Annotated in this window: 28 protein-coding genes; 4 read left to right on the top strand and 24 right to left on the bottom strand. The window is 49.0% G+C overall.

All coding sequences use genetic code 11. The features are described from left to right. Window positions 1-105: 105 nt before the first annotated feature. Both QRD89_RS06875 and QRD89_RS06870 read right to left on the bottom strand, forming a co-directional pair. Window positions 106-1,308 carry a S1C family serine protease gene (locus QRD89_RS06875; RefSeq protein WP_286096580.1) on the bottom strand — a complete coding sequence of 401 codons (1,203 nt, stop codon included), beginning with the start codon at window positions 1,306-1,308 and terminating at the stop codon, window positions 106-108. 11 nt (window positions 1,309-1,319) lie between these two features. Then, on the bottom strand, window positions 1,320-2,489 hold the full coding sequence (locus QRD89_RS06870) for an FxLYD domain-containing protein (protein WP_008637384.1): 1,170 nt from the start codon (window positions 2,487-2,489) through the stop codon (window positions 1,320-1,322). 706 nt (window positions 2,490-3,195) lie between these two features. Here QRD89_RS06870 and QRD89_RS06865 point away from each other — a divergent pair. Next, entirely contained in the window at window positions 3,196-4,434 is a 1,239-nt protein-coding gene (locus QRD89_RS06865) for a YeeE/YedE family protein (protein ID WP_008637382.1), read from the top strand. Between the two features lie 250 nt (window positions 4,435-4,684). Here the strand turns inward: QRD89_RS06865 and QRD89_RS06860 are convergent, their stop codons facing one another. The 11 genes from QRD89_RS06860 to QRD89_RS06810 all read right to left on the bottom strand — a co-directional run bounded on the left by QRD89_RS06860 (window position 4,685) and on the right by QRD89_RS06810 (window position 13,602). Beyond that, window positions 4,685-4,789 carry a putative holin-like toxin gene (locus tag QRD89_RS06860; protein WP_286096579.1) on the bottom strand — a complete coding sequence of 35 codons (105 nt, stop codon included), beginning with the start codon at window positions 4,787-4,789 and terminating at the stop codon, window positions 4,685-4,687. Window positions 4,790-4,969: 180 nt separating this feature from the next. Continuing rightward, window positions 4,970-5,365, bottom strand: a complete 396-nt coding sequence (locus QRD89_RS06855) for a secondary thiamine-phosphate synthase enzyme YjbQ (RefSeq protein ID WP_008637381.1) — start codon at window positions 5,363-5,365, stop codon at window positions 4,970-4,972. A gap of 5 nt (window positions 5,366-5,370) precedes the next feature. Further along, the gene (gene dapF / locus QRD89_RS06850; protein ID WP_008637380.1) at window positions 5,371-6,339 is read right to left on the bottom strand and encodes a diaminopimelate epimerase; all 969 of its coding nucleotides are present in this window, start codon (window positions 6,337-6,339) and stop codon (window positions 5,371-5,373) included. A 45-nt stretch (window positions 6,340-6,384) separates the two neighbouring features. After that, complete coding sequence (locus QRD89_RS06845) at window positions 6,385-8,412, bottom strand: iron ABC transporter permease (protein ID WP_008637379.1); 2,028 nt, start codon at window positions 8,410-8,412, stop codon at window positions 6,385-6,387. Between the two features lie 18 nt (window positions 8,413-8,430). Then, window positions 8,431-9,423: an ABC transporter substrate-binding protein gene (locus QRD89_RS06840; protein WP_286096578.1), complete on the bottom strand. Its 993-nt coding sequence runs from the start codon at window positions 9,421-9,423 to the stop codon at window positions 8,431-8,433. A 92-nt stretch (window positions 9,424-9,515) separates the two neighbouring features. Continuing rightward, window positions 9,516-10,340 carry a helix-turn-helix domain-containing protein gene (locus tag QRD89_RS06835; protein WP_286096577.1) on the bottom strand — a complete coding sequence of 275 codons (825 nt, stop codon included), beginning with the start codon at window positions 10,338-10,340 and terminating at the stop codon, window positions 9,516-9,518. A 153-nt stretch (window positions 10,341-10,493) separates the two neighbouring features. Then, entirely contained in the window at window positions 10,494-10,994 is a 501-nt protein-coding gene (locus QRD89_RS06830) for a GNAT family N-acetyltransferase (RefSeq protein WP_286096576.1), read from the bottom strand. An 11-nt stretch (window positions 10,995-11,005) separates the two neighbouring features. Further along, window positions 11,006-11,671 carry an HAD family hydrolase gene (locus tag QRD89_RS06825; RefSeq protein ID WP_286096575.1) on the bottom strand — a complete coding sequence of 222 codons (666 nt, stop codon included), beginning with the start codon at window positions 11,669-11,671 and terminating at the stop codon, window positions 11,006-11,008. A gap of 18 nt (window positions 11,672-11,689) precedes the next feature. Then, entirely contained in the window at window positions 11,690-12,505 is an 816-nt protein-coding gene (locus QRD89_RS06820) for a lipid II flippase Amj family protein (RefSeq protein ID WP_286096574.1), read from the bottom strand. A 36-nt stretch (window positions 12,506-12,541) separates the two neighbouring features. Further along, on the bottom strand, window positions 12,542-13,066 hold the full coding sequence (locus QRD89_RS06815; RefSeq protein ID WP_286096573.1) for a GNAT family N-acetyltransferase: 525 nt from the start codon (window positions 13,064-13,066) through the stop codon (window positions 12,542-12,544). Beyond that, entirely contained in the window at window positions 13,063-13,602 is a 540-nt protein-coding gene (locus QRD89_RS06810) for a P-loop NTPase family protein (protein ID WP_286096572.1), read from the bottom strand. The genes QRD89_RS06815 and QRD89_RS06810 overlap by 4 nt, the downstream gene beginning before the upstream one ends. Before the next feature lie 55 nt (window positions 13,603-13,657). Here QRD89_RS06810 and QRD89_RS06805 point away from each other — a divergent pair, with 55 nt between their 5' ends. Then, window positions 13,658-13,951, top strand: a complete 294-nt coding sequence (locus QRD89_RS06805) for a hypothetical protein (protein ID WP_008637361.1) — start codon at window positions 13,658-13,660, stop codon at window positions 13,949-13,951. 4 nt (window positions 13,952-13,955) lie between these two features. Here the strand turns inward: QRD89_RS06805 and QRD89_RS06800 are convergent, their stop codons facing one another. The 4 genes from QRD89_RS06800 to QRD89_RS06785 form a co-directional block, all read right to left on the bottom strand. After that, window positions 13,956-14,771: a hypothetical protein gene (locus QRD89_RS06800; RefSeq protein WP_286096571.1), complete on the bottom strand. Its 816-nt coding sequence runs from the start codon at window positions 14,769-14,771 to the stop codon at window positions 13,956-13,958. A 125-nt stretch (window positions 14,772-14,896) separates the two neighbouring features. Next, window positions 14,897-15,400, bottom strand: coding sequence for a PadR family transcriptional regulator (locus QRD89_RS06795; RefSeq protein WP_286096570.1), 504 nt, complete (start codon window positions 15,398-15,400; stop codon window positions 14,897-14,899). A gap of 4 nt (window positions 15,401-15,404) precedes the next feature. Next, window positions 15,405-17,867 carry an FtsX-like permease family protein gene (locus tag QRD89_RS06790; RefSeq protein WP_286096569.1) on the bottom strand — a complete coding sequence of 821 codons (2,463 nt, stop codon included), beginning with the start codon at window positions 17,865-17,867 and terminating at the stop codon, window positions 15,405-15,407. After that, window positions 17,836-18,555: an ABC transporter ATP-binding protein gene (locus tag QRD89_RS06785; RefSeq protein ID WP_062513082.1), complete on the bottom strand. Its 720-nt coding sequence runs from the start codon at window positions 18,553-18,555 to the stop codon at window positions 17,836-17,838. The genes QRD89_RS06790 and QRD89_RS06785 overlap by 32 nt, the downstream gene beginning before the upstream one ends. Window positions 18,556-18,760: 205 nt before the next feature. On the opposite strand from QRD89_RS06785, the gene QRD89_RS06780 reads away from it, so the two are divergent. Beyond that, entirely contained in the window at window positions 18,761-19,519 is a 759-nt protein-coding gene (locus tag QRD89_RS06780) for a sporulation protein (RefSeq protein WP_008637352.1), read from the top strand. Between the two features lie 55 nt (window positions 19,520-19,574). Here QRD89_RS06780 and QRD89_RS06775 read toward each other — a convergent pair whose 3' ends face one another. Further along, window positions 19,575-19,913: a DUF5316 family protein gene (locus tag QRD89_RS06775; RefSeq protein ID WP_286096568.1), complete on the bottom strand. Its 339-nt coding sequence runs from the start codon at window positions 19,911-19,913 to the stop codon at window positions 19,575-19,577. 105 nt (window positions 19,914-20,018) lie between these two features. Beyond that, window positions 20,019-20,462, bottom strand: a complete 444-nt coding sequence (locus QRD89_RS06770; protein ID WP_286096567.1) for a putative immunity protein — start codon at window positions 20,460-20,462, stop codon at window positions 20,019-20,021. A gap of 566 nt (window positions 20,463-21,028) precedes the next feature. Here QRD89_RS06770 and QRD89_RS06765 point away from each other — a divergent pair. After that, window positions 21,029-21,616 (top strand): hypothetical protein, encoded by a 588-nt coding sequence (locus QRD89_RS06765; RefSeq protein ID WP_062513075.1) that lies wholly within the window; start codon window positions 21,029-21,031, stop codon window positions 21,614-21,616. 170 nt (window positions 21,617-21,786) lie between these two features. Here QRD89_RS06765 and QRD89_RS06760 read toward each other — a convergent pair whose 3' ends face one another. From QRD89_RS06760 to QRD89_RS06740, 5 genes are all read right to left on the bottom strand, one after another. Next, on the bottom strand, window positions 21,787-22,221 hold the full coding sequence (locus QRD89_RS06760; RefSeq protein WP_062513073.1) for a hypothetical protein: 435 nt from the start codon (window positions 22,219-22,221) through the stop codon (window positions 21,787-21,789). Window positions 22,222-22,564: 343 nt separating this feature from the next. Continuing rightward, window positions 22,565-23,713 (bottom strand): alpha/beta hydrolase, encoded by a 1,149-nt coding sequence (locus QRD89_RS06755; protein ID WP_286096566.1) that lies wholly within the window; start codon window positions 23,711-23,713, stop codon window positions 22,565-22,567. Between the two features lie 114 nt (window positions 23,714-23,827). Further along, window positions 23,828-24,226: a DoxX family protein gene (locus tag QRD89_RS06750; RefSeq protein ID WP_008637340.1), complete on the bottom strand. Its 399-nt coding sequence runs from the start codon at window positions 24,224-24,226 to the stop codon at window positions 23,828-23,830. 53 nt (window positions 24,227-24,279) lie between these two features. After that, entirely contained in the window at window positions 24,280-25,128 is an 849-nt protein-coding gene (locus QRD89_RS06745; RefSeq protein ID WP_286096565.1) for a M56 family metallopeptidase, read from the bottom strand. Between the two features lies 1 nt (window position 25,129). Further along, entirely contained in the window at window positions 25,130-25,543 is a 414-nt protein-coding gene (locus QRD89_RS06740) for a BlaI/MecI/CopY family transcriptional regulator (RefSeq protein ID WP_062513067.1), read from the bottom strand. Between the last annotated feature and the right edge of the window lie 69 nt (window positions 25,544-25,612).

Here is a 25,612-nt window from a genome sequence, read left to right as displayed (position 1 = left end):
TTATCATATAATTCCAGTCAGGATACAGATAAAGATACTTCGGTGGTGCTCCACTAGAATGCTGTTGCATAATAAAAAACCTCTCCCAAACGGGAGAGGTTTTTTTTACGCTGCTTCTTCTTTATCTGGTTCGCCATCTTTTTTCTCTTTAGAATCTTCTGCTTCTTCATCTTCCGCCTTCAGCTCCTGCACGCTGCCTTCGCCGATTTTAACAGCGCGATTTTCCGATACGACAGGGTAGACGACTTTATATTTTTTCGTCACCACATCTCCGTCGACTGTCTCCTCCGTTGTCAGGAAGGCTGTCACTTCCACGAAACCCTCTTTCGGATCAGCGACGACGTTGTCCACTTGAACGTTCAGGATGTCATGGTATGTGGAACGAAACTCCTCAAAGGATGCTTTCTCCTGCCAGCTGCTGCTTAACAGAGAAAAAGCGGTTACGAAATCGCCTTGATTGATGCTGTCATAGAAATATTGGACGAGGTAACTCGCCTGTTCCGCATCCGTGCCGGTGACAGGGGAAGGGGTCTGGTCACTGAATTCCGGAAATTCCGGCAGGGACTTCATCGGAGACTCACTCCAGCGCTCGACCATAGGCAGTACGTCCGCAATCGGTATACTGAAGCCGATTGTTTCTTCATCCAGCTTTGCTGAATTGATGCCGATGACGTCACCCGTCGTCCTGTCCAACAGCGGACCACCGCTGTTCCCTCTTTCGATCGGTGCAGAGATCTGATACATGTTCTCATAGCGGAACGGGTCGATGTCGAGGGTACGATCCAGCCCGCTGATTTCTCCGCGCGTCACGGTATTCTGCAACCCAAGCGGGCTTCCGAGAGCCAGCACCTCATCCAACAGTTTAGCAGAGTCTTCCCTGCGGATCGGAAGCGGCTCTTTCCCTTTCAATCCCGGAACGCGGACGACCGCGATATCCGTATCTCTGCTGATGCCGATCACTTCCCCGGGCATGCTCTTCGAGTCGGCGGTTATGACACTCACATCTTTCGCATTGGCGACGACGTGGGCGTTGGTCAGAATGTCTCCTTTATCGTTGTAAAGGAAACCGGACCCGATCGTCCCGTCCTCCAGTTCTACCTGGACGACAAGCTTTTGTGATTCGAATATAATTTGCTGCGTATCTTTCGGTACCTGCGTTTTCTCTGCATCTTCTTCCGGGGGCGCACTAAGCACAGCCTGCACAGTCATTTGTCCAGGCACAGATTTCATGATGTAGAAAACGCCCGCAGCGCCGCCCCCTATCAATATGAGGGAAACAGCGATGCTGATGATCCATGCGCGATTCATCTGCTATCCTCCTATTCTACCATCCATTCCATCTCTGTCATGTTGACAGAGTATTCGCCTTCTTCAAGCTCGTAATATACCTTTTCGAAGCTGCCTTTTGTACCCGGATTTATATACGTCGGATACACTTTCGCAGATTCAGAACGGACGACTTTCCCGTCTTTATCGAGAATGTCATACTTTACCGTAACGGTACTGATGATCTGGGTGGCCACACTCTCCAGCTGGCCTTTCACCTTGTAATCCCCGAACTCATCCTTTGTAATGTCGAAGCTCAACACTTTCAACGCTTCCGTCTGGTTGACGAGTTCATCTTCCGCCGCCTGCTGCATCGCCTGCTCCAACCGTTGCTGCTCTGCCTGCTCGAAGGCCTCTTTCTCCTTCTGGATCCGTTCCTTCAGCTGGATCAGCTGGTCATCATTGGACACATACTGCAACCCCTGGTCGATCAATGCAATCGCCTCGGTGTACTGCTTCTCTTTCATGGCGGCTTCCGCTTCTTTGGTCGATCGGTTAACGATCTTCTCGAAGATTTTCTCTCTCACCTTTGCCGTCTCTTCCAAATTCAAATCCGACAGCGTATTCAATTTAGCCGCCAGCTCATCGACGCTGGAAAGCTTCGCCAGTTCCTTATTTACTTCCTGAAGCGTAATGGTGGAATTCAATTCATTTAATCTCGGTACAAGGGTAAGGATGACCCTGCTCTGGTTTTGTTGGATCTTCTCCTGGATCGCAGAGAGCCTCTCCTTCGCTTTCGCCAGGTCTTCCTTCTCTATCTGCTTCTCCGCTTCCGTTAACTTCTTATCGAGACCTACCGCTACCTGTACTTCCTTCAGTTCTGCTTTCAACGATTCATTACCCGGACGCTGATCGATCGCTTTCGAGAGCAGCGTTTCCGCCTGACGATACTCCCCGTCCATTGCAACATTCTCGGCCTTCTTCTTCCATGCGGCCACTTCTTCATTCACATGCTTTTCCTGCTCATATACAAAATAAAGGGCTACCCCAATCACGACCAGAACAACCGCTGGTGTGACAACGGGCAACCACGATCTCTTCTTATTTTTGTTAGAATTATTTATTAGTTGAGACTCCCCGTCTTGATTCAACGCAGCTCCGCAGTGGGAGCAGTACCGGGAGTTTTCCGTCATTTCCTGTTTACATTGAGGACATTCTTTCACAGTCCCGTCCTCCTCCTCTATCAATCTTACATAATAATGGAACGAGTTCCATGCTAACAAACATTATAGCACGCCTGTATACAGTTCTGTAAACGTTCTTTAGGCCTTTTTTTCAAGGTGGAAAGTAATTTTTTTCACAAAAAGCGGGAAAAGCGAACACCCCTCTGACCTGCGGCCTGCATACAATGGATTATCTCAATGTTGAGAGGAGGGATTCTATATGGGAAGCCGCGGAAATCAACAAAGTCAGCCGAAAAGAAAACCCTGCTGTGGACGTAAGCCGAAAGGAAACTCACGCTAAGCGCTCCTCCCTTCGGGCAGTCGTGCCCTACAAAGAACGCAAGCCCTGCATTCATAAAGAATACAGGGCTTTCTTACATATATTTCTTACACGGGGGAGGTGCGCCGGATGTATGCCAAGAGGTTCTTCGAATTGCATTCAAGTGAACGACGAAAAACCGACGAGTGACATAAGAGCGAACGACGACAGGTATAAGACATCCCTCCCATTATTATTAACAAAGCCTGTCTACACTTCCATTCTACCATTCTGCGGGACGGCCGGATGTAAAATCCTTGTAAATCAGGTACTTGTCCCCTCTGTACAACCAATGTATGCATGTTTGTTTACAAAAAGAACACCATCCCTTAAAATGAGAAAAAGTTAATACCGAGTAAACAAATGAGTATTAGGAGGTTTTTATAGATGCAGCAAGAAGCTGTCCACCAAGACAACAGACGTACGACCGTCGTCGCTCCGCTTGATCCAGTGCAGAAACCGTTCGTATGGATCGGCGTCATCGTATCCATTGTTCTGCTGATTGCTATCACAGCGGCCACGACTATGACACAAGGGGTGCTTTTCCTCATCGGAATCGCGCTCGGACTCGTGCTGCTCCATGCACGTTTCGGTTTCACATCGGCCTTCCGCAGACTCGCTTCTGTCGGAAATGTACAGGGGCTGCAGGCACATATGCTGATGCTCGCCGTAGCTACAACACTTTTCGCCATCATTCTCTCTACCGGCTTTAGTTTCACAGGGACGACCCCGCAAGGGTATGTATCCCCCGTCGGGATCAGCGTCATCTTCGGTTCGTTCCTTTTCGGAATCGGGATGCAGCTTGGATCCGGCTGTGCGTCCGGAACGTTATATACGGTCGGAGGCGGGAAATCGTCCATGATTCTGACGCTGCTCGGTTTCATTGCCGGTTCCGTTCTAGGTGCCTATCACATCGGTTTCTGGCGGGAAACACCATCCCTTCCGGCGATTTCCCTCGCGGAATCAACCGGCTTCGGTTATTTTGGCGGTTGGGTGCTGCAGATGCTTATTTTCCTAGGGATTTACGGCGCGACCGTTAAAATCGCCAAAAAGAAGAACCCACCGAAAATGGCGCCGCTGAAGACAACGACAGGCTTTAAGAAATTATGGCGCGGGGCATGGCCGCTGCTCGTCGCTGCCGTACTGCTTGCCCTGCTCAACGCACTCACACTGACGGTACGCGGCAATCCTTGGGGCATCACCTCCGCTTTCGCGCTGTGGGGTTCCAAATTCATCCAGATGTTCGGCGTGGACGTCGCAAGCTGGACGTACTGGGCGGATAACCCTGCACCACTGAACCAATCTGTCCTTGCCGATTCCACAAGTGTCATGAACTTCGGCATCATCCTTGGCGCGTTCATCGCAGCGAGCTTCCAAGGAAACTTCAAACCAGGTAAAATCAAGCCCGGTATTGCGACGGCTTCCATCTTCGGAGGCATCGCTATGGGCTACGGCGCACGCCTTGCCTTCGGTTGTAACATCGGTGCTTACTTCGGAGGAATCGCCTCCTTCAGTCTGCATGGATGGGTATGGATGATCATGGCTCTGCTTGGTACGTACCTGGCGCTGTTCATCCGACCGATGTTCGGATTGAAGAATCCGAGTCCGAAAGATTCCATCTGCTGATCGGACAGTCCTATAAAAGAACGAACGCATCCTTTCCTGCATAGGAATAGGATGCGTTCGTTTTATTTTCAAAAAGGAAAAAAGCGCCCTTTTATTGAGAAATGTGGTATGATAATGGTAGATAAAGGGTACACATGAAGAAAGAGGCCGCAGCTGGCACTGCGACCTCCCCGGATAGCTGTCGTCCAAAAGGGGCGCAGCCTACATGAAGAAAAATAGACTCACCCGCATTCACGTCAGAATAGGGAGTCTATTTTTTTATGCGAAAAATCGCTACGACTAAACCGAGGATCGATACAGTAAGGGAACTGAAGGCGATCATCACCATTAACGATTCATACATACTCAGAGGCATCACCCCCTCCAGCCTTCGACATGGGGATTAGCCGACACCCTATTCAGTTGGAACGAACAACTACCCTATACAAATTATACCATGTTCACCCGCGAAGAAAGACAGGTTTTTCGACCTATCCTTAGTCCCCACCTGTCCCGCTTTTTCCACAAAAAAAGAGGCGTCATCCGCCTCTTTCCCCTATAACAGCTTCGCTACGAATTTCCGTTGCCTCGGACCGTCGAACTCACAGAAATACAAGCCCTGCCACGTCCCGAGTACAAGCCGCCCGCCGTCAATGATCAGCGTTTGGGCATGACCGATGGTGCTCACTTTCATGTGAGAAGCCGTGTTTCCCTCCATATGCCGGTCCTCGGGATGTTCCCAGGGATACACTTCACGGAAACGACGGAGCATATCCGTCTTCACATCCGGGTCGGCATTTTCGTTGACGGTAAGTCCCGCCGTCGTGTGAAGGGAGGAAACGACGACGATGCCGTCCTTCACTCCCTGTTCCTGAATCCAATCTTCCACTTGAGCCGTCACATCGATCATTTGATCGTGATGATCGGTTTTTACATGGAACGTCTTCATCACAGCAATCAGCCTCCAATTTCAGAAGCAGCGAAAGCTTCCAGTTTTTCGTACAACGCATTCTCTTCTTCAAAATATTCCTTCTCGGAAACGGTGAACGCAGCTGCATGTAAATCCACCTCGACAGCCGCTTCGTACACATTCGTTCCATTCCCGCGCAGCTGGATGGAGAAACGCCCTTCCTTCTTCTCCACGACGCAGTTGACCATTCCGCCTTTGTTAATGACGACAATCGGCGTATCAAGATCGTTCGGTCCAAGGATGGTCGACACCAGAGAAGAAGCGGACATGGCTGTTCCACAGGCATTCGTCAAGCCGACACCACGCTCATAGGTACGAACGAATATTTTGTTCTTCTCAAGCACCTGAACAAAGCTTACGTTTACCCCGTTCGGAAATACCTCCGGAAGATCATTCGCCTTCCTGCCAACTGCCAGGATTTCTTCCTCCTCCACACGGTCGACAAGGGTTACAATATGCGGATTCGGGACGCTCAAAGCAGTGAACGTGCGAATATCCGAAAGCTCCGGAATCTTTATATCCACCGCTTCCGATCCTTCTGTGCGTATCGGCAGGCTGGCCGGATCAAAGGAAACCGGTTCGATCATAACGGAATACGTATCGACATCCGGGTAGATTTCTTTGACTTTCCTGACAGGAAGAACGGCTTTCTCTGTTTCAATAGCGATATCCTCGCGGCCGATCTTGTCGATCATATGACGGGCGACACATCGGAGACCGTTGCCGCACATCTCTGCTTCTGTTCCGTCTGAGTTGAACATCCGCATCCGTCCTTCTGCTTTCTTACTCGGCAGGACGAACAGAATTCCGTCAGAGCCGATCCCACGCTCGCGGTCGCATAAAAGCAAAGACAGCTCTCTTCTATCGTCCTCTGTGAATGCAAAGTCATGTTCTATTTCATCGATCAGGATAAAATCGTTTCCCGACCCGTGGCATTTAATGAATGGAATGCGCATGTTGGTTCTCTCCCCTGTTGTTTTCTTCCTATCATAGCATATTTGTTAAGCGGTGCGGCGTTTCATCAACCATAGAAAATAAGGTGCCCCGATCAGAGCGACGAGAATGCCGGACGGAATCTCATTCGGCGCAAGTAGCGTCCGGCTGAAAAGATCCGCAATGACAAGCAGAGCGCCGCCAATGAGCATCGTCACCGGCAGCAGCTTTTGGTTGACGCTGCCGACAAGCAGGCGTGCTACATGTGGTGCAATCAGTCCGACGAAGCCGATGGCACCGACAGCTGCGACGCTCGAGGCCGCAAGCAGTGTCGCAATGAAAGCCATTTGAAAGCGGATCGAGCGGACATGCAGCCCGAGGCCTTTTGCCGTATCATCGCCAAGCGCCAGCACATCGAGCGTTTTCATATAGAAAAGGAGCAGCGGCACGAACAGGAGTACCGGCCAGATCAAGTACTGAATCAAGTCCGACCACCCTTTTGCATAGGTCGTTCCGGACAGCCACGTCAAGGCGGAGGCGACACCCAGATCCGCCTGTACGACAAGGATTTGGATCAGGGCCGAACCGAATGCGGACATCCCGATACCGAGAAGAGCGAGCACCGTCGGCTGAAACTCCGCCTTCGCACCGAGCGTCATGACAATTAAGAAGAAAACAAAGGCACCGACCATCGCTCCGACTGGAATCCATATAGCCGACACGCTGAACACATACATCGTGAACAGGGCACCGACGCCGGCGCCGGAAGTAATCCCGATGACAGACGGGTCCGCAAGAGGATTCCGCATCACCCCTTGAAAAATGAGCCCGCTGACCGCAAGCACCGCGCCGCTGAAGAGAGCGACAAGTGCCCGGGGCAGCCTTAAATCAATGATAAGGCTCTGCAGGAACGTATTCCCTTCTCCGAAGAACGCCTGATAAGTGACGAGCGGTTCGAAGCCGTAGTTCCCGGAAGCGAGGCTGACGAGCACGGTCAGAAGAATGACGATGACGAGGACAGGGAGCATTTTCTTCAGCGGCCATTTAACCGAGTGTTTCCCGGCAAGCAGCGCTCCCGTCTCCTGTTTATTTCCGGACTGCTTCATACGCAGGACAAGCCAGATCAGCCACGGCGACCCAATCAACGCCGTAATGGCACCGACAGGAAGTTCATTGAAGGATGGATCGATGACGCGTGCAAGCACATCGGCAAGCAGCAGCACATTCGCTCCCCATAGAAACGAACCGAGCAGCAGGAGCACATGGGAACGATAGCCGAGCAGCTTGATCAGATGCGGAGCTACGAGGCCGACGAATCCGATCGGACCGACGATGCTGACCGTTACACTAGTCAAAAGAACTGCAGCGAGTACTGTAACCAACTTCACCGTCCGGACATTTTGTCCAAGGGCTGTCGCCACATCGTCCCCCAGGGTGAGCGTGTCGAGCTTCCCGGCAAACACTAAAGCAGCAGTCAAGCCGAAGGCAATCAGCGGCAGGGAAAAGCGGACGCCGCTCCAGTCATTTTGGATCAGCGTACCGGACCCCCACAAGAACAGCCCCTGTGTTTCGTTCTCGAAGAAGATTTGCAGGACAGAAGTCAAGGAGGAGAACAGGAACGTGACAATCATTCCGGCGAGAACCATTCGGACCGGCGTCGCATCGCTGCCGCCAGACAGCACGTACACGAACAGGAAAGTAAGGATTCCGCCGAGGAAAGCCGTCAGAATTCCATTCCCGAACATGACGGACGGGAAGAAGATCGTGGAGACGACGACAGCGAAATACGTACCGGAATGGATACCAAGCGTACTTGCAGAAGACAGCGGATTTTTCGTAACCGTCTGGAGGATCACTCCGGACACAGCAAGTGCTCCGCCCGCAAGTATCCCCATGACCGCCCGCGGCATCCGAAGCGTACGGACGGTATGATGCTCAAGCGTATCCTCCGGACGGAAGACCGCATCGATCACTGTTGATAAGGGAATCGAAACATTCCCTTGATTGATATGTATAAATGTTAAAAGACACAACAGCGCGGTCCCACCTCCGAAGGTGAGGACCGCAACTATTGTGTTCTTAAGCTTAGCGTTCATCCGTATTCACGCCCTTTTCTACTCTTCCAGAGCGGCATCCGCTACCTGCTCAGCGAGTACCTCTGCGGACAATGGTCCACCGAACGTCCATGCATCACCGGGTAGTTGATACGTCCGGTCTTCTTTAACGAAGCCGAGACCGTCCCATACCGGGTTTCCTTCCAGCTGGTTCGTGAAGATATTGTCTTCCTCCTGCACGATATAGAAGAAGTTCGAATCCTGATAGTTCTGCAAGGCTTCAACCGTTGTTTCCGTGTAGCCGTAAACTTCCAGATTCTCCGATTCGTAATCGTTCTTCATGCCCATCTGGTTCATAATTTGAGCGGCCATCGAGTTGTCTGTGAACAAGCGGAGTGTCGGTGTGTTTTGAGCGGTGAATGCCTGAGTCAGCACATAATTCATCCCATCCTTGCCGCTATCCTCGAGACGCTTGGCCTGTTCCTCAAATGTCTGTTCCATGTCCTGGATGACTTCATCCGCTTTTTCTTCTTTATCCAGGATTTTAGCCATGGCTGCAAATTCATCCTTCATGTTCTGGAACTGATCTTTGGAGGCTTCTTCAGAATATGGAGCGAACAATACCGTCGGAGCAATCTTCTCCAAATCCTCTTTGATCGCTTCATGACGGAAATCGACCCCGATGATCAAATCAGGGTTCAAGCGGGAGATCGCCTCGAGGTTCGGTTCCTGGCGCGTACCGACGTCTTCGACGGAGTCACTGAAAGGGATACCGACATTGACCCAGTCCCCGTAATCACTCAATCCGGCTACACCGACAGGCTCCATGCCGAGCGCCTGCATATTTTCTGCATACGTCCACTCGAGAACGACGACTTTCTCAGGTGTTCCTTCGATCGTCTTCTCCCCTGTAGCATCTTCAATCGTTACGGAGCGGGAATCGGTTCCTTCTCCGCTTTGACTATCCGAGCTGTCTTCGCTTTCTTCCTGACCACCACAGGCAGCAAGCAGCACCAACCCTAACATTAACGCAAACAACCAAACTTTCTTCACGTTCAACACCCTTTCCAATTATGTAAATGATAAAGATTCTCATTCTCATAACATCTATCATAATCTATGCTCAATTTTCTGTCAATAACCTTTCACACGCTTTCATTCACTTGGAGCCAGTCATAATAAAGGAGGGATTCCTGCCGCTGAAAAGCCTCTTTCCTTGCCTGTATTTCAAACGTCCGCACAAGCCCCCCGTAATAATAGCGTAGCAGCTCTGTCCGTATTCTTCCCTTTTTCCACGCGTACACGCCCTGTTTGAAAGTTTGGATGTACAAGTCTTCATAAGCTTCCAACGGCATCATCAAATCTGACTGTTTATAGGCATTTTCTACCGTGCGCCATGCATCAAGGATCTTATCTGTCTGTAAAAAGGGTATTGTTGTTTGAATGAAGCGATTCGGTATGAAAGAGGGAAGGTAGGATGCGTCGAGGGGTACTGATTTACTAAGAGAAGCTTTTCTTTGTTTTTCCTTTGTTTCCGGTTGGGTAAATGATGCTTCCGAGCAGAGATGGAAAGGTTTCTCTGATTTTTGAGGGGTGTCAGGAAGGGTGTCGGGAGGGGTGTCATCAACGGGAAGGGAACCCGTGTCCTGTGGAAGGAAAACGATCAGGTTCACGCCCTGCCGACCGTTCGGTTTCGTCGTCCTTACTTTTTCAATCAGGCCTTCCTGGACGAGCCGCCGGAGTGCCCTTACGACTGTGCTCTCACTCAGGCCGGTGCTTTTTACGACGGTCTGCCTTTTAGGGAAAGTGACGCCTGGAAACTTCACGGCGTGCCGCCAAAGGAACGTAAGCACCTCAAGCGTCCCCTCCGACAAAGCGGCCTTTCTTCTATACAAGAAGCTTCTTACGTGCTTGTCCAACTCCGCCTTCGATTGAAATGTTTGATGCTTGCGGACCCAGTTCATCATCATTCGTCATTCCTCCGATTTAAGTGTTCTATCCTAATAATCGAAAGAAGGACTAAGGGAGGTGTCTATAAAATGAAAAAAATCCGCATAAAAATATGCGGATGATGCGTTTATAGAAAAAGCGTGGCCCGGGAATGGACACGATCCTACCTGTACTCACGCTTCCAGCTGCCAATACCATTCCCCGTCCGACTCGCCGGTCCGCTGGAATCCGGCTTTCTCAAGCACCCGGATCGATGCTTGATTTCCGGTCGAGCATGACGCCGTGATTTTCTTTACACCCGGCTGCTTTAACCCCCAGCGGACGATCGACGACGCCATCTCCGAAGCATAGCCGTTTCCGCGGTATTCTGGAAGGATGCTGTAGCCGATGTCCATTTCCCCATTCTCATCGGGGCCGCCTTTGAAGCCCATATCTCCGATGATTGTGTTCGATTCTGTATGAATGATGAGACCTTCCCATAGATTCTCTTCCGGATGTTCGTGAAATCGTTCGATTTTGTACGGCAGCATCTGCTTGTACAATTCCATGGGATAATTCTCCGGAACTTCACAGCCCGATGCTTCCTTAAGCCGGGTGTTACTCTCAAGAGCAGCGTTCATCATATCCAAAGTAAAAACCATCATCGTCAATCGTTCCGTTTGGTATTGATCCATTTGTCCTCCCCCTATTCCACGCTTACCGTCTGCATAACGACGGGCAGCAGATCCTGTAAGTCATTAATGATGTAATCCGCTTCGGCAAGTTCTTCTTCCTTGGCAAAGTCAAAACGGCAGCCGACAGAAACCAACCCGTTTGTCTCTGCCGCCCGTATATCGGAGAGACGATCACCGACGACTACTGCGTCCTTTAAATCGTATTTGTTCACGATTTCCTTTACCAGGTCTGCCTTATCGAGAGAATCGATTTGTTCAATGCTGAACATCTCCGTCACCCATTCATCCAAACTGTAACAGCGAACAATTGCCTGAAGGTAGTCGATCAGACCGTTGCTGGCTATGAATAAACGGCAGCCTTTCTCCTTCAGCAAACGCAGCGTCTCTCCAGCATGAGGGTAAAGGGCCCCGTTCCCTTCTTTGATGTGGTGAAGGAGCCTGGCAAGAAAGAAAGCATCCGTCAAACGTCTGTCCTCTTCGGAATGATCCGGCATCAGGGCTTTCCATACTTCAGGAAGCGGCACACCCATGATTTCCCGATACAGCTCAATCGGTGTTTGTCCTTCCCATTTTCCGGAATTCCTCAAGTAGTCGAAAGCATCATCCAGTGCTGATTCCAATACCAGATTCGTTTGAAACAAGGTTCCATCCATGTCAAAAATCACGGCTTTTTCCATTTTCTAATCCCCTTTTCTTTATACTAAGAATTTAGTGAACCAACCGATATAATAAGCGCCTGGTATAAACAGCAGCTGGGCAAGCAGCGTTCCCAGAAGCCGGGAGGTGATCATCATCAGCGAGACGCTTTTTAATCGGCTGTAATCCCCGCGCTTATGAATGACGTCATCCGCCATGACGGAAATCTTCGGATCGACGAAAACGGCAAGCAGAATCGTCGCGATCCCGTTGATCATCCCGGAAGCCATCACTGCGGTATTGGATCGGTCAGGGACAAGCAGCGAAGCGTATAGAGCAGACAGCACGCCGATAGTATAGACGGCTGTGACAACCATGTTGATGAAGAACAAGCGTTTCGGGATACGTGTGAACGATACCCCTTTCAAATAAGAGCGCTTCGGTATATGCATCAAATGAAGACCGCGCTTGATGTACTGCGGGGTGAGAAGCAGTTTGATCAAAGACGGCACCGAGCCTCCCTGCTTCGACAGCTGAATGATTGCCCGCGAGAACAGGGCGATGAATGTCGGCAGCAGAATAATGCCAAGCAGGGTACCTAGCGTTGACGCTCCGATGATGACACGGAATTGATCTTCGATAAAACCAAGCGCGTTCCCGTCCGGAGCCTTATCCACCAGACTTCCGGTAAAAGGCTGTTGGAGCATGTTCGCCATCCGTGACACGATGACCATCAGATTGAACAAAGACAGGGCCGCCGCGATCATCCCGACCCGCGCCCCTGACAGCCGGACTGCATAGGCAAGGGTCTCGATCGTATGAATAATTAAAATGAACAAGGAAATATACAAGACTTTCGCTGTGATGAACGCCATCTTTCCTTCTCCTCTTTCTCTGTGTTTTACTAAGTATTAAAAGGAATGAAACCTTGCCATCAGAAGCGTATCGTAATAGCCGTCTGCGAGACGTTTATCTGCCCGCAGCCGGCCTTCTTCTACAAAACCATATTGTTTATACAGCTCCACTGCTTTTTGATTGGCTGCAAGGACACTCAGCGTAAGTTTAACAATCCCGCTCCTGTCCGCCCAGGCAACAGCTGATTCAAGAAGGCCCCTCCCAATCCCACATCCCCAGTATTCCTTTTTTACGGCAACACCGAACTCCGCCTGATGGGCTTTCCTTTTTAAATCCATCCCTTCACACCGTGCAAAACCGACCAGTTTCCCTTCTGATTCTGCAACAAGAAACAAACGGTTCTCCGCTTCTGCATCCTTCTCAATCAACTTACGGAAGCCTGTCTCATCAAGGAACGCTTCCCCCTGTTCCCGATCGAGGTATTCCGTCTCCCCATCTATCTGATAACGTAAGGCAGACAACTCTCCCGCATCGGCCACTTCGGCCGACCGGATCGTCCACCGGCGTTCGTCATGCTTCATCCCATATCCCTCCTGCGCACCAGACTGTCCAGGTTTTCAAGATCGCCGCTCCATCGCGTCACCCGTTTCGTCTTCGGAAGCAACCCGGCTTCTGACTGCAGGAACTTCCGTTTCTCCACCTTTTCGAAATGTCTGTTCCAACGAAACATCCGCAGGAAAATTTTCAGAGAGGGACGATAATTGGCTGATTCCAAGCCTGCTTTCTGACGGAAGAAACGGCGGATAATCCGCCAGGTTCTAAGCATGTATGGCGGATCCAGCATAAGGACGACATCCGCTTCGAGGAACGTTTCCTCCGTCCAGTCCCCTCGGTGCACCCCCTCGAGGATCCACTGATCTTCCACCAGAACCTGGTGAAGGCAAGCATCCCTCTCTTGCGGTGTACGCCGACGGTCTGTCCCGCTCCCTCTGTCCCATACAAGATTATCCATTTCAATATAGGGAATATGTAAATATTCGGAAAGTTCCTTAGCCAGCGTCGTCTTCCCGCTTGCCACCGAGCCGATAATCCTGATCTTTTTTGTAGCGTCATCCATTCTGCATCTCTCCACCCACTAGATTCCCAGACTCTTTACAGAAAGGAAAAAGTCTATGATTACAATTCTGATCGTCATTCTCATTCTATTGAACACAGCCGTAGCCACTTTTGTGAAAAGGAATAAGAAAAGCTGGCTGATCACCGGAGCCCTTCTGTCCACAGCAGGCGCTGCTGTATTCTACTTTCTTATCCGGGCGGCGCTCGCTCTTTTTGTCACCCGCGACCTTGACGGAGCGGAACACGTCTTCGGAGCGATCGGCGCGATGGTCCTCTTCTTCAACGGACTGATCATCATGGCAGGCGGCCTGCTGTTCAAGCCCAAATATTACCCAAAAGATCTTCGTTGATCCACTACCGGTTTCTCAGCTGACGCTCCATGAAAAGGAAGCCGACAGCACCGATCACCAGCTGCTTCTCGTCCTCCCGAAGCTGTCCGGAGAGTCCGACGATATCATTATCGATATCCCGAAACAGTTCCGTATATTCATGCGGGAACCTGCCGTTATAAAAGTCCGCCCAACACCGCCCTTCTTCGTCCACCAGGTTGAAATCACCGGAAAACCCGGACACCTGAACAGACAGAAGTTTGTTTCCATCGGTTCCCCTGAGCTCCCCCTTAATATGGACAAGGCTTTTGAATTCTTTCTGTATGTAAGACCCGAGCGTTTCCCCATCCCGGTCGTAAATCGTTACGACCGTATCTTTAAACCCTTTTCGACTCCAGGAGAGGATTCGTTCCCCTGTGTTGGAGTAAAATCCGAATGTCGCCGGAAAGAATGACAGCACCGATTTTCGATAGAGGATCAGAGGGCGCACCCACCAGGCGGCTTTGTCTAGCTTCCATCCGCCCAGATAAGCGCCGTTCTTTTCGAAGATGAGCAGGCGGGGGAACCATCCGGCATCTCCTTTCAGCACAAGATGATCCACCTCTGAAAGAGAATTATTCGATTCCGGTACCTCCACTTTCTTTACTTTGTTATATTTCTGTCTGCTGGAAACCACCATACTGCCCATGAATAGAAGTGGAAGCGCAAATACAGCAATATTCAGCCACTGCTCCGCTGTTCCCGGCGGTCTCCATAACACATAGACAGAAAGCACGGCCAAAAGAATGACGGACAGCAGGGCGGCCAGTTTCTCCCTCCGTTTATACATCGTTGCAAGCATTCGTTCACGACCACCTTTTTAGAATTTTCAATATTCCACCTTTATCCAATGTAGCATGGTACGGTGTCTAATGGAATAGTAAAAAAAAGCAGGGGACCCTTTCTCGGGATCCCCTGCCTGAATCGTTATCGTATCCTGTTTTCCACCTGCATGATCCAGTTCAAGTCCGCCTCCAGGTGCAGCAGCAGCCCGCTCATCCATAGGTACGTATTATCGTCTCCCTTCATAAGGGCTTCCGTCTTCGCGGACGTCAGTTCCATGACCCCTTCAAGGATCACTTCCTTCTGATTCTGGAGCATTTTATCTTCGTCCTGAAAACCGATTCTGCGGGAGCAGTTCCATTTGAAAAAGAAGTCGTCCTTCGTCGAATGATAAGGCACCGGTTCCAGCAGCCACTTTTCCACCTGGTCCTTCCCCTTCTGCTCCAATTCAAACAGCTTCCTGTCCTGATCATCCAATCCCGGAGACGATACCAATTCGTCCCGGATCAAACGGTCGAGCGTCGTGTAAATCTGTCCCGGATTGACTTTTCCCTTCATACCAAGAAGGGAGTCCATTTCCAGCTTCAATTCGTAGCCATGATGTCTCTCTACATATAACAAAGTTAAAATTCCATATTTAACGGACAATGTATCAACCTTCTTTAAGTGATGCCTGTACATCGATTTTACTTGCCGACCGGCTTGAAATCCACGCCGCGCCTATACTTAAGACAATTCCGGCAGCCAGCGCCACCATCATCGTCGGTACAGGGAGGCGGAAAGTCATAAACCCTTCCATCAGTTCGGATTTACTCGTCGCATAGATGAAAAGCACCCCAGACAATAAACCGCCTGCTACGCCCGATAAGCCGATGAGGAGCCCTTCGGACAGAATCATCGTCTTCACCTGCTTTTTCGTAAAACCGAGCGCTCGCATCGTTCCGATCTCAAACCTGCGCTCGTACGTATTCATCAACAGCGTATTGGCGGTACCGACACTTGATAAGGCAATGATGATGACCATCAATAACAGGATCAATTCATTCATCCCTGTAATAGCGGAAGTGGTGGACTGAATTTCCTCCTCTGCTGTCTGCACTTTGGACAGATGCTCTCCGAAATCCTGCCACAATTGATTGCGCAGCGCCTGGTCGGCGTTGTTCGTTACCGTTAACAGCATATCATAGCTTTGGCTCCAACCGAATTCATCCGCCAGGTTCTCCTCCTTCATGAAAGCTGTATAGCCGGCATGATGGGAGGTTTTCACGACGTCGACCACTTCGTACTGCTGCTCTCCGTTCGGAGTGTTCATCAAGATGGAATCCCCGATCTCCCCGCCCCATTCATCAAAGGCCCGTTCACCAAGCGCAATCGTAGATTCCTTTTCCAGGGAGGCATAGGTGTCTTCTGTCCCCTTTTCTTCAAATAAGACGGGGCCTTCCTCCCTCACAGAAAGCACCGAAAACTGCCGCCTCTCTCCTCCCACGGTTTCCCATGTAATCGGAGCAGCTTCCGACAAAGGCTCTACATCCGTAAATTCCTTATACGTAAGCAGTTTATCCACATCATCCTGCGTCCACGGAGCCTCTGAAGTGATTCTCATATCCCCGCCGTACGTACTCGTAATTTCTTTTTCATAACCTTCCGGCGCTGTTTCAATTACGGCACTAAGTAACAAAATGATTGCTACTCCAACAGCGAGGATCGCAGCGGTATTGGCGTTTCTGTTTATCTGCTGATACAGATTACTGACAGCCACTACACCCGGATAGTGAAAAAATGACCGGAATAAAGGGGCCGTCAGTTTCCCTATCCCCGCTAACAAAAGCGGGAACAAGAGAAGGACACCTGCAATTCCCGCCGCGTAGGAAATTGGATGATCGATGAAAACACAGCAAATAAGCACAAGTCCTGCGAGCCCTCTTCCTACATAGCTTGTTGATGAAGGCTGTTTGACACCTGCTTCCTTCAACGCCAATAAAATAGAAACCTTCCCCGCGTGATAGATCGGAAAAAGAGAAAACAACACAGGATAGCAGAGACTGAGCAGGAAGGCGGTCAAAACAGGTCCCTTCCAATTTAACGTGTAAACCATATCGAATTGGAATACTTGCAGAAGCGCCCCCATGAATGCATCCCCCATCCAAATACCAAGCGGTACCCCGACGAAGGAGCCGATTAAAGCGAGAAGCACCATTTCAATAAGAACCAGTTTGGAAACAGAACCCTTCGTGTAACCAAGGCTCTTCATAATGGCGAATTCTTTCTTCCGCTCAATCACGCTCGTATAAATCATATTGAACACGATGAATCCGCTGATAAATATGGCAAGTGCTGCAATGATATAGAAGAAGGTGTACAGCCCTCCGATGTCATTACTCTGCAGATCATCGGCGACGACAGGTTCGATATAGGCGCCCGTCCCCTGGAATTTCTCCTGCCATTTCCGGAACAGCGCTTCCCCATCCCCATCTGTTTGAAAACGCACATAGGACAGCGCATCTTCCTCCCCGGTCCACTCTCTTAACAGGTCAAGTGGAGCCATGACGCGGAAGCTGCTAGATTCCGCCCCTTCCCAGTCACTTGGACTGGAGAGCAGCTGGGTATATTCCGTAATGGCAGACACTTTCGCCTCTCCCATGCCTGTGAAGCGGACGGTATCGCCGACTTCCTTATCCAGCAGGGCTGCAACCGGTTCCGGAAGGACGATCCCCTCATTATCGAGCTCCCCCTCTATTACAGGAATCTTCAAAAGAGAACTCTTTTGATCATCGACGCCGGTAATCCGGACAGACCTCTCATTAAGAGTACGATCCCCCTCCAATTCGAAGAAGGTCTGCTTATCAAGTGCATGCAGCGTCTCCGTAACAGCCGGATCATTCTCCATTGGAGTGATCGTGGATTCCGGATACGTCTCCCCTTCGCTCAGCACCCAATAGTCCGCATCCGCTACATACATATCTTCGTAATAGTCAAAGACGTCTTCCGTCGTTTCGTTCGCGATCAACATCGCCGTCAACATCATCGTTCCAACGATAATCGCAAGCAGGGTAAAGAAAAAGCGCTTCTTGTTCGACGTCGTATTACGCCATGAAATCAGCCAAGTATTTAGCATAGTCCCGATCCTTCCTCGATATGACCTGATCGACGACCCCGTCACGGAAAAGAACGATTCGATCCGCAAAACCCGCCGCAAAGATATCATGGGTCACCATGACGATCGTTTGTTTCTGTTCGCGGTGGAATTTGGAAAACAAAACGAGAATCTCTTCCGCCTTTTGTCTGTCCAAATTCCCGGTCGGCTCATCCGCCAGCAGGACAGCCGGGTCATTGACAAGTGCACGGGCAATGGCGACCCGCTGCTGCTGCCCTCCGCTCAAAAGGTTGGCCCGTTTCTTATGCAGTCCCTCCAACCCTACCGATTGAAGCAGCTCATGGACGTATTCCTTCTTTTCTCTCGTCAGCTTCCCATCTGCATGGAGCGGAAACGCGACGTTCTCCTCCACCGTCAAGGTCGGGAGCAGTTGATAATTTTGAAAGACAAACCCTAATTCTTTTCTCCTGAAGATCGTTCTTTCCTTCTCCTTCATGTCATGCAGCGGACGCCCCTTCACATGCATCTCTCCGTCTGTCGGCGCATCCAGCCCTCCCAACAGCTGCAGAAGCGTACTCTTCCCCGACCCGCTCGGCCCCATGATCGCGACGAATTCTCCTTCCTGCACTGACAAATCGATGCCTTTCAACACGTCCACACGCTGCCTCCCCTGGACAAAGTCTTTCGTTAAACCATTAACTGTAATCATTAACAATCCCTCCCATCTTTATCTACGCTCATTATATACTAAGTATATATAAAAGGGTAGGAATAATCCTAGAATAATTATCTAAATGAGACAAACAAAGAAATAAACCATTATACTAAGTATGCAAATAAATTAGTTTTCTGTTAAATTTTGAACCCTTTTGGGTCGTCCGGACGTAGGTATAAAAAAGAGGAGGAGAGGCCCTATGTTTAAGAAATTCCTGGCAAGTGTCGGCGTCGGTGCTGCGAAAGTGGATACCCAACTGGAAAAGAATCAATTCGTTCCCGGGGAGGACGTGCGTGGGAGAGTCGTCATTAAAGGAGGAGATGTCGAGCAGTCGATCGATTCCATCCATATGTTTTTGATGACCGAAGCGGTGCGCGAAGTAGATGAAAAGAAAGTGAAAGAAAAAGTGGCGCTCGAGAAATACTTGATTGCAGACAACGAAACGATCGGGGCAGGCGAAACGAAAGAAATACCGTTCGTCATACAAATGCCATTTCACGCTCCCGCTTCCCACGGCCGCCTGCCGATCTGGTTTGAAACGGGACTGGATATTCCGATGGCACTGGACCCGGGTGACAGGGATCCGATTAAGATCGCTCCGCATCCGTCCATCCAGAAAGTGATCGAAGCACTCGAATCCATCGGCTTTCACATTAGGAAAGTGGATATGGAGGTATCGAAACGCCACGGGTACGTCCAGGAATTCGAGTTCGTTCCTAACGGGGAATACCGCAGCTACCTGGACGAATTGGAGGTCATCTTCTTCCTGAACGAAAATAAACTGGATGTCATGCTGGAAGTGGACCGCCGGGCCAGGGGGCTTAAAGGGCTGTTCTCAGAAGCGTTGGAGATGGACGAGAGTATCGTGAAAGTATCCTTTGACGAGCAAGAACTTCAAGAAGGAACGACAGCGATAGCCGGTAAACTGAGGACATCCATCGACCCCCTTAAACAATAATACTTCCCATAAAAAAAACGTCTGAGAAGCCATTCTCAGACGTTTTCCTATCCTTTTAAAAACCGCCGTTCTGGACGACAGCGATGACAACGAAGAGGAGCACACAGACGGCATTCGGTGCCCCGATCAGCAGGAAGCGTACCGTCCAGCTGCCCCTTGCCTTCCTCGTCTCCTTGTCCCCGGAATGATAATTCGCTCTGTTCCGATCCCCGCTGACGAACACCCCCGCAAGCAGACCGGCAAGCAGAAGAGGCACCAGCGCGAACCAGCCGATGATCTGCACTGTCGTTTCCCAACGCTGCGTGAAAAAGCCATAAATAAGAGCCAGAATGGTACCGATCAAACCTATTCCGATGAAACGCACACCGTTCACTCCTTCCATCCTTCCTATCACAAAGGAAGACGACCTCCTCCGTTTAGGAGACCATCCTCCCTTAACAAAAGCTATGCTTGATATGCCGGTTGTGTGCCCGGATTAAAGCGATCCCGGGTCCTTTTTTTATCGTAGAAATTCCGCCCATTCCCGGTCACACGTATCCGTATGCTCTATCCAATAATCCAGCCGGTGATGGTATTCCTTGATTCTTTTCCTTGCATGGCTTGTAAAATCCATCCTGCCATATTCATAGACCAGAGCTGTTAACTCATAAATCGGTAACCCTAATGCATGGGTTCCTACGTGCACAGTTGCTCCAGCATGGCCGACAGCTTGACATAGAGCGGCATACGCAGGATCCGCTATTTCTTTGGAAGCGGCATGCGCATCCAGGATGGCTCTCTTTGCTTCCGGCATCTTGACAGCTCCCTGCGCCCATTCATCGCAGCGCTCCAGACAGATCCTCGGCCTCTCTTCCTCCGGGTATCGATCCTGCAGGCGTAAGAGTGGAACACGGGCACTCTCCAACGCCCACATCACAAGCGTTCTGCGGGGCTGTATGGCCATGCGATCTCTTAATGGCTGTAAAGAAGGACTGTTTCGAGTAAATAGAAGCTTATTTTTCCTGTCTATATTTCTTTTCACATCAGAAAATATGTCATTCATCCTATCGTTCATTCCCTCTTATGAAATTCCCTGCCCCTTTTGCCAACCATACCTGCGTTTCGTTGTCCTCAGCTGTTCGTTCGACCTTGTTTATAAACTATTCCGCATCCCTGCCTGTGAGGGTTTTGATCTTTCTGCCTTCCTAAGTTAAGAAAACCGCACCGTTTTTACGCGATTGGAGTTGTTAAATATTACCTGTTATCAACTGTTGTTTATCTATCCCCATCTTCACGCTCCCTTAAACACCGGCAGATTTGTCTAGATTGGATGGGAATATCTATCTCTTGAAGCTTTAAATACGATTGATGATGGCTACCATAATTTAGAAAAAATGTCAATCGACCAAAACAACTTCTAGATCCGGAAACACAAAGATTGCTGATAACCATTCTTTTTTCATTTTCCCTATCTTGTGTACCTACATTACTTTTGATAGCATCTATTGATGTGGGAAAGGGGATCTTATTTTGAAACGTTTTTTATTTATAATTTTATTTTTATCACTTATTTTATTAAGCGCTTGTTCTAAAACCAATTCCAATGATACTTCAAACAAATCAACAGAAAACGACCATGAAAAGACTGAAGAATCTGAAAGTGAAAATGTTTTTTCTTTAGGTGATTTTGAAGTTGTTAACTCAAAAAAAGAAATCGGAACCTTGGAATCTGGCCCAATATCGGTAAAAGTCCACGCCATCTCATTACAAAGAGGGGAAATGAATAGTAATCTATCAGAATCCCTACCAAAAGGCGAAGCCGAGTTTATTAGAATGGATATGACAGTTATTTCAGAAAAAAATAATTTAACTTTTGACGAAAAGCATTTTCAATTAAAAACGAAGGAAAGTGAAGAGTGGATCGAACCAAATCTCCTAATGAGTGGCAACTTGAGATTCGGCTACAGAGATCCAGGGGAATATAGGGCTCAAGCCACCTATTTACTAGACGAAGTAAGTATTGAAGATATAAAGTCTATGACTTTACGAATAAAACCTCCGTTGAACGGAAATAATGAGCCTCTAGGTGAAGATCAAACAATAACTGTGAATTTTTAATTGATTAGACAAACAAAAGAAATAGGTTCTTGTAAAGCTACCCATATTTAGATATTAATAACACGATTAAGTAAGTTATATCTTAATCCTTCTTTTGACAACAGCCCTCGTACGGGGGCTGTTATTATTACAACCACAGTTAAATTTGAATGGACTACGATCCTGATTCCTTATACCAGACTGAAATTAAAGAAAACCAGAAGACCCATATTTAAGAATAATAAAGGGTATTTTTTCCAACCAGGAGCCAAAATACCACTTAACAATCCAAGAAACGGCGCTACAAACAATCCGACAAACATGCTCAACGCAATAATTCCTGAAATGGAAAAGAAATAACTCACATATATTCTGACACCAACCCACAAAAATACAAAGACAAACGCAAAAAAGAGCGAAACCTTAAAGAATATGGTCCAATTCTTTTCAATTAATGAAACTGCAACATACCCATAATATCCTTCTTCTCCTGAATAGGATCGGTTCACTACAAAAGCATCAAGTAGCCGTTCCATAGTTTTACTTTTAGGTCTTACTTTACCTTGTTCAAAACTCTCATTCATTACACCGGAGTCTATAAGTGTTTTTTCAACGCGCTTTAACATGCTGGATACGCTTTCTGTTCTTTTAATTAGAAGGTTCATTCTCAAATGATATAGTAGAAGAGCCAAATGAAACCACGTGATTTTTTTTATATAAATGTCTAAAATCCTCTCTAATATTAGCGTCCATGGAAAAATAACAAAATTCTATCCCTTAACAATAAGTAGAACGTCTTTCAACATAATATATTATGTTTTTCAGAACAATATTATATCAAAAATAATTGATTCCCCAACCCTAATCCGCATAAATTGTTTTAATAGAAAGCTAGGAATGACACTCTAATAGAGTTAAAAGATCTTAAACATGAGATATAGGTATGGAATAGATTGATAAGGTAGTACGCTACCTGTTGATCACCCACTCCGCAAACACTGCCGCCCCTCTACTGATACTCTCGGCACGAATCGAGTGGAACAAGTCGAAGTTATGCTCCGCACCCGGCAACTCTACATAAACAACCGGATGTACAGAGGACCCGGCGATGTGCTGAGAAAGACGCTTCGCCCCTTTTTGGCTCACGTACGTATCCCGGTCCCCGTGCACAAGAAAGAAGGGAGGAGCGTCCTTCGCATCATGATTCAGAGGAGAAGAAAGTTCCTTCTTCATCTCCATTCTTCCATAATACCCGTAGAAGGAGATGGCTGCGGCGATCGTTGTGTCCGCTTCTTCAAAACCCGGCTGGTACACAGGATCATTGACTGTCAGTGCGGCCATCGTGGCCAAATGACCGCCTGCCGAATTCCCTGCTAGGAAAATCTTATCAGGGTCTATATTGTACGTGCCGGCATGCATGCGCACCCAGGCAATCAGCTTCTTCACATCGATGAGCGGTTCCGGGAACTCCGCATTGGGAAGAAGCCTGTAGTTCGCACTGATGCAGACCCATCCACGCTTTACAAAGTGCTGGATCATCGGCAGCGATTGGGTGCTTTTCTTCCCGCTGACGAAACCGCCTCCATGCAGGTGAATCAAAACAGGAGCTCGATCCGGACAACGTTTGTGCCGGTATAGATCCATGCGGTTGCGTGAACCCTTATCCGCATAAGCAATATTGCGGGTCCTCTTCACTCCTCTCCATATCCGGAAAGGACCGAGGAATGCACGGACGGAAAAACTGTGCCTGATGCCGGCTTGCGCACCGGTTCGGCGCCATCCTTCAAGGTGTTCATCAAAAGCATGCCGGAGGATGGACGCTGTTTTTAAACTTTTTGAGATGCCCCATAGGACGGCCGCAGCAGATGCAGCCATGATCACCAAGGATACGGGGCCGAGAACCGAATTCAAATCCCCTTCGATTACAGCAAGAAAGGTGGATAAAAACAAAAACAACAGCAGATGAAAAGGTAGCTCGGTAAACATCAGCAGATACTTCCCCGGCGACCGAAAAGGCAGCGCCCACTTTCTTGGTACGACCGCAAAACAGACACCCGACGCATACAGCAGAGCTGTCACAAAGTAGCCCACCGGTTCCACTACGTCACTTCCTTCCACTATACAATGCCCTTCTCTCTATACCATTCAAGAATCTCCGCAGTGATTCCTTCTATTCTCGTTTGGATAAAAAAACAGGATCGCCTCCAATTAAGAGACAACCCTGCGTTTATTTTAGGATACAGCCTTTTCTGATGTTTTGCCTGTGAAGCGGCTATCCAATGCGAGCGGACCGCTGCCTCCGATAAGGAGTGCGATGGACATACTCAGAAGAGCAAGATCGAACTCGACTCCTCCGACGAAGCCTTGACCGATTTTAACAGTGAAGATCGCCCCTAGCATAACGATCATGAACAAGCCGGCGATGACACGGGTAGCGAGCCCGAGAATCATCAGCGCCCCTCCCAGAAGCTCAATGACGGCGACGGCATACGCCATCACCCCGGGAATGCCGAGACTGTCAAAGAAACCTGCTGTGTTGGATATTCCTCCGGAAAACTTCTGTGCTCCGTGGACGAGGAATATGATTCCCAGAACCACCCGTAAAATAGTCATACTTGTCGTTGTCTTCATTATTATTTCCTCCTTGATACACTACACTATGTAGTGCTTTGATTTAAAAATTTTTAGGGAAGGGCGATGATGAACATCCCCGTCATCCCTAAAAAGATGATGAAAGATAACAGTGCTGATCCTAATGGAACCGCTACTTTGACCTGCTCGTCCGGCTTAACCAGCTGCTGGATCCTATAATTGACCGCGGTATCGGCAAAAGAAACAGCGAACGAATGCGCCGCTTTTCCTTGTCCATTCCTGACGAGCTTCAAGAGCGCGGCACTCAGATACAAATCATTGTCCATCTGGTCAATCGAATATTGATCGGCTGCCAGCTCCTTACAGACATGATATTGTTCCGCCACCCACTTTAGTATCGGAATATACCAGAATGCTGCGGTAAGGGTCTGGATGAGTAATTTCTTCAACGGATCGAAATATCTTTGGTGATACCCTTCATGATAAACGACCGCACGAAGTTCATCCTTGTCCAAACCTGTTACCATTTCGGACGAGAGAATGATTTTCGGTTTCAGGAACCCGCATGTGAGCGCCATCCACTCGTCACTTTGGACAACGATCAGGTTCTTGTTCCCAAAGCCGGTCGCCTCTCTGACCTCGGTAGTCAACGGTTCATCACGCAGGGCTTCCATCCTCCGGTTAAACCGGTGATGGAGCCGGAACTGCCTTCCGATTTGGATCAGAAAAAGTACAATTGTCGAGATCGCAAGCAGCTGGAGAAGAGCATTCAGCGGCGACACGTCGATGGCCTGCAGCCAGTTGTGACAGACTTTTGCGATGTTTAAAAATAAATTATGGCTCGTCACCACATAGAAGCCGTACCATGACATCTGAGCAATGACCGCACTGATCAACAGAAACGACAGGATAAAAAGAAACTTGAGCTCCCTGATTTTCATTCTACTTCTCCTTATTCAGCTGCTGCACCTTCTTCTCCAGCTTCTCAAGCAAGCCGGGGTCCGCTTCCTCCAAGGCATCCAGCATGTGATTGACGGCAAGCGAACCGAATTCATCCATGATTCCTTTGGTCAGCTCTTTCGATTGATCGTTCAGGAATTCCTCTCTTGTAAGGACAGGAGTATATAACGATTTCCGCTTCTCTATCCGCTTTGTAAGCACACCTTTATCAACGAGACGGTTCATCACGGTCATGACCGTATTGAACTTCGCCTCCTGCTCCTGATCGAGTCTTTCTTTGACAGCTTTGATCGACATTTCAGATCCGTTCCAAAGCACATCCATTACACGCGCTTCCAGCGGTCCAAAGAAACGGTTCAGCCCTTTTTCATTTGTTTTGAACGGTTGAATTTTCATCTCTACACCTCTCAACTACAGATTGTAGTGTAGACTTCCCTCCCCGTCAAGACGCGAATTTTCCCCTTT

It is taken from the genome of Halobacillus sp. ACCC02827 (assembly GCF_030291935.1).
GTDB lineage: Bacteria > Bacillota > Bacilli > Bacillales > Halobacillaceae > Halobacillus.
This window is presented reverse-complemented; position numbering and strand designations above follow the sequence as displayed.